Genomic DNA, 5,455 nt, shown 5'->3' on the forward strand with positions numbered 1-5,455 from the left:
AAAGTTGTTATATCTTATTTCTATTTGATTTTAACTTTCTGCATTATGGTTTTTCCTTCCACTGTTGCACATACAGTTACTGTACCAGCTTTTAATGCTGTTAATTTACCATTCTTTGATATCTTAGCAATCGATGGGTCAGTTACTGTCCAAAGTACATCTTTAGAATATCCATTGTTTGTTAATGTAAATGTAAAGCTCTTACCTACTTTTAGTTCTGCTGTCTTTTTATTAAACTTAAAGACACTTGTCTTAACCACTACTTTACTCTTTTGAACATATTTATTATCCCCTTGTATTACGATTACTGTTATTGTTGCACTTCCTGCTTTCTTACCGGTGATTACACCTTTACTATCTACAGTTGCAACCTTCTTATTACTACTTTGGTAAGAAACTACCGCATTTGCAACAACATTATCTAATACTACAGTATTCTTATGACTTGTATATACTGTTACACTAGTAGATGCTTTTGGAAATAATATTGGTTGTTCTGTAATAACATAAGAAGAAGCATGACTCATTGGAATTGTAATCATTCCATCTTTATCAACTTTAACAATATCCTGTACTTCTAATACGTCTTTCTTTTCATTCCAATAGTAGATATGAACATACGTATTCGCATATTTTGTATCAAGTGGCATCGTTAACTTTCCTTCGAATGAGAACGCTCCCTCATGACCAATCTTGAATTCCTTAATAATGTTTGATATTTTTACGCTATTCTTTTGCATTGCTATATCTACTATTTGTTGAAGTTTTGTTGTTTCCTGTTCTGTAAGATTACCTACTTCAAGATTGTAACTTGCACTCATAGCTCCATCTTTAATAGAATCTCCATTAATACTCCAAGAATACTCTTTCATATCAATTATTAATTGAACAGGTTTGTCTTTCATTGCAGTTAATATCTCTTGTAAAACGACTGCATCATTCTCTACAAGTACTTTTGCCACCTCAGCATCTACATTTGCTTTCACTTGCTTAATCAAAATCAATGCATATGACCAAATAGCATTCATGCTGCTTTGTTGTGAGCCGTCATACGAGATATAACTTCCATTTCCATTACTATTTCCACTGCCGTTTCCATTGCCATTTCCGTTATTTCCGTCTCCGGATACATAAACCACTTCACCTGCTGGCATTGCAGATATATTACCTGCCGCATCATAAGCTCTAATATTAAATAGATGTTCGCCTTCTGTAATTCCAGTTAATACGACTTCTGCAGATGTGCTGTTTTTGTATTCCTCTCCATCTACATAGATAAGATAACCTACAACACCTACATTATCATATGGAGGTGTAATTGTAATCGTAACTTCACCTTTTCCAGTTGATTTTACTTTAAAATTATATGGTGCATCTGGTGCAGACGTATCCCTTAACTGAATTGTAATTTCTTTTCCAGTTGAATCAATATATCCTTCTTTTACTACTCTTACTTCTACTCTACAGTTTCCTGTTTGAGTTGTTTCGAACAGATATGTTGTCTCTTCTGTTTGAGCTGTAAGTTTATCATTCACAAAGATTTGATATGTTACTCCACTTGGCGTTGTTAATGCAGGAACAATCTGTAGACGAACTCCTTTTGTAGCTGCTTCTGCAAATACTTGTAAAGGAGTATCTAATTGCTCACCTGGGTTCTTTTTCATTGGATTTTTGAAATCTGATTTTTCATACAATGCAAAATTACCTAGGTAGATCTCATGCTCTTTATCCCCTGTTCCATCTACCGTACCCAGTAATAGATTCAAGTCCAAATCAAAAGAATCTGCTACAAAGGAAACTTGATGAATCTGTGGCGTTGTTGTTAATGTTACCGTCTTATTATTCATTCCTTCTAGTACAATTTTTCGTTCCACTGTAGAATATCCAACAAATGTAAGGATGAATTCTTCTCCTGGTACTACTGGAATCTTCTCTTGTCCTAATTGAATGGACCAAGTAATTGGCTTATTACTTTCTAATGCTTGGAATTTTGAATCAATCTTTAGATATCCGTTCTCTACTATGAAATCTGCACAATTTTGGTGCGAATAGGTAGCCCAACTATTTAATCCATATGCAAAATCACCATTTAATAATAGGTTCTTATCATTGCCATACACTCTAATTGTAGTACGATAGTTTGCATATTCTCCTGATTTTACAAGGATTACATACTCTCTGGCTTCTGTGAATAGGTTCTTACTTAATGTTACTGTAGAATCGCTAATTGTAATATCCGTAGCGTCAACTTTATTACCATCAATAAAGAATTCCGCACCTTCCATCCACGCTTTTTCACCAGTAGTTGTAAATTCTACATTGTTACCAATGTAATTTAAGTCCGCTACCTCTGTCAATGTACCTGATTTCTTCGGTGCAGCTTTAATCTCGAATACAACATCATCAATATAGAACTCAAGTTCTGATCCAGTACCTGCTAACAAGTATTTTAGCGTTGGTGCTCCATCTATAGCAAACTTACTTTCATAGTAAAATGTTTGCCAATCCTTTGTAACGTGAAACGTCGTTCTTGGGAAGAATGCATTATAGTCCTTATCTTCTATTACCATCGTGATATCTGCTTCTTTATTTGCCTTTGCTTTGAAAGAGAAGATATAAGTAAATCCACTTGTAATTTCTAGTTTCTCATACTGCAACATAGAATTCCATGATTCTCCGTCTTTTGCACCTGTTGCTTTACATACTTTATTATCTCCTTCTTTAACAATCGATGGTGTCATTCCGTATCCACTCCAAGGAGCGATTCCTAATTCAAAATCTCCGTTTTGTAATGGATAGCAGTTAATATCACTGAAGTCTACGTTTCTATTTGTCTCTCTTGTTAATACAACATTATCAATCTTTACAATGGATGCTTTACCACCAACTAGGAATGTCATCTTAGCATTATTATCTGTAATATCTGGCATCTGGAATGTAAGTTCACGTTTCGTCATACCTGCATCAAGCGTTACATCTTGCTTTGAATAAACTATCGATCCATCTACGTTACTAAACATTACTTGAATATCTCTAGCTACAGAGCTGTTTCCATCAAATACCAACTTATAGGTATCATTTTGTAAAAGTTCAAGACCTTGTTGACTAACAGATTCTTGTTGGTCTGCTGTCGTAGTCATTTGTAATACATTACCCACTACCTTTGCATCTACTTTGTTCACATTCCAATAGGCAAGTCTATCATCACCTAAATCAAATGTGCCATTATAAACATGATTTCCACTATCTCCTGGCTTTTTAATACAGTTCGTATCAACTTCTTTTCCATCTACTTCTTTAAAACTAACATTACCAATCCAAACATTTGTTGAATTCAATCCTAAGTTAAACTCAATTCTTGAAGTAATATCCGTTTTAGATCCCATCTGGAACGTATACTCATAATGCTCTAATTGTTTTGATAATATCGGACTATAAGAGCCATATACACCCCAACCATCATCTCCAACATCACCGAATTTAATTGATAGCTCTCTACTCTTCTCTGCCTTTGCATCAAAACTAATCTTATAGTAATGTCCCTTTACTAATGGAATATTCTGTATTAACTGAATCGAATATGCAGCATTACCACTATTGCTAATATCGATTTTTCCTAATGTTGTTCCATCTTCTTCAACTTTTGTAAATGTTGCAGCACCTCCAAAATCAGGTAGTGTAGCAAAATTCCATCCTACTGGATCTTGTATTGTTTCATAATCTTTAATAATTCTTACACTATCAAATCCTGGATCTACGATATAATCTCCATCTGCATTGGGAACTTTCGCACCAGCTGGAATTGTTTCTTTATCTAATACTGGTTTTACTGGTTCACTATACTCTCCGTTATATTCATAAACTCTTACGTAATCTACTAACATCTCTGCTGGTATTACAGAATCATCTGGAATACGAAGATTATCATAAGTACCACCAATCGCTAAGTTAAGAATAATATAGAATTCTTGGTCAAATGGTGCTGGATATGCAAATTCCACATCATTTTCACCAGCTAAGCTATACCAGTTATTCTCTGTATAGTAGAGATCTCCATCAACGTACCAGCGAATCTCTCCTGGTTGCCACTCAACAGAATATACATGATAATCATTAATTGAACCTGAATTGTTTTCCCATACATAGTGATCACCTAATGCTTGATTATTTGGATATGGTTGACCAAAATGAATCGTACCATCTACTCGATCTGGTTCTCTTCCTCTTGCCTCCATAATATCAATTTCTCCTGATAAAGGCCAACCACCATATTCACAATCTACAGGAAGCATCCAGAATGCTGGCCACAATCCTTGACTGCCTTCTGTACCTGGCATCTTAATCTTTGCTTCAAATCTACCATATGTTTGCGAGAATAATGGTGTCTTTTTATCATCTTGAAGTGTCCAAATACGTCCAGATGTATAATTCATCCCACCTTTATCTTCTTTTCTTGCTTCAATTTTAAGGATACCGTCTTCAACCTTAATATTATCTTGTGAATAATATTCTAACTCTTGATTTCCCCAGCCCGCTACATTATATGCTTCACCATTACCTGTTTGATAAGACCATTTTGATAGATCAAGACCATTCTTAGGATCTAAGTTACTTCCATTTCTATCAAACTCATCTTTCCAAGTAAGACTCCACATATTACTTGGGAATACAACTTGCTTAATTACAGTGTCTTTATACCAAGCAGCTTTTACAACGATATCTGCTACTCCTCTGTCTTTACCTGTCTCCACAGAGAATAAAGATTGATCTAATACAATTTCACCATTACCTACAGAACACATTGCTGTTCCAAATACTTCTGTTCCATTTACAGTAATGGAATCAATTGCATTTTGATAGTTTACATTCACAGGGAATGTAAGTGTAATGTCTTCACCAATTACTGCATTCACTGATTCACTAATCATAGGTGCATTTTGTTTATTTAATCCTGTTATATCATGTGCACTTAAATTAATTCCTGCTGCTTGTGTATATCCTGTTACATCCATACGAACTGTATCCATATATACAGTATCAGCAGTTCCTCCAAGCATAAATTTCAATGTAGCACCATTTACTGCATCTTTTGTATCAACATGCATTGCATATTGTGTTGGATCTGTTGTTAATGTAAAATCTTCTTCTTTTATTACTTGACCTGCTGCATCTTCTAACACAGCTTTAATATCTCTACTTTGTTTTGCTCCTGCCACAAAACTAATATCATAGCCTTGATTTGCTGCAAGATTTAATCCATCTCTTTTTAAAATTGCACTTTCTTTTAAACCTTCGTTAGTAATCGTAATATTTGCAGATTTTTGTGTATCTGCATCTACAACAATGTTTCCTTCTGTCGCAAAATTCCCCATTCCGTTTGAGAAGTTACCATCATCGATAAGTTGCACTAACTCTGTGAAACCATTAATTTCAATCTTCATATTTGAAAATGTTA

General features: G+C 34.6%; 1 protein-coding gene. It reads right to left on the reverse strand.

What is annotated here, in order from left to right:
• Positions 1 to 20: 20 nt before the first annotated feature.
• Positions 21 to 5,441: a carbohydrate binding domain-containing protein gene (locus RMR19_RS13255; protein ID WP_310603971.1), complete on the reverse strand. Its 5,421-nt coding sequence runs from the start codon at positions 5,439 to 5,441 to the stop codon at positions 21 to 23.
• Between the last annotated feature and the right edge of the window lie 14 nt (positions 5,442 to 5,455).

The sequence above is a fragment of the Anaerosporobacter sp. genome, assembly GCF_031551385.1.
Taxonomy (GTDB): domain Bacteria; phylum Bacillota; class Clostridia; order Lachnospirales; family Lachnospiraceae; genus Anaerosporobacter.

What these genes read in the sequence shown, in the direction of transcription:
- RMR19_RS13255 (WP_310603971.1), bottom strand. Translation starts at nt 5,441, where the DNA reads ATGAAGATTGAAATTAATGGTTTCACAGAGTTAGTGCAACTTATCGAT.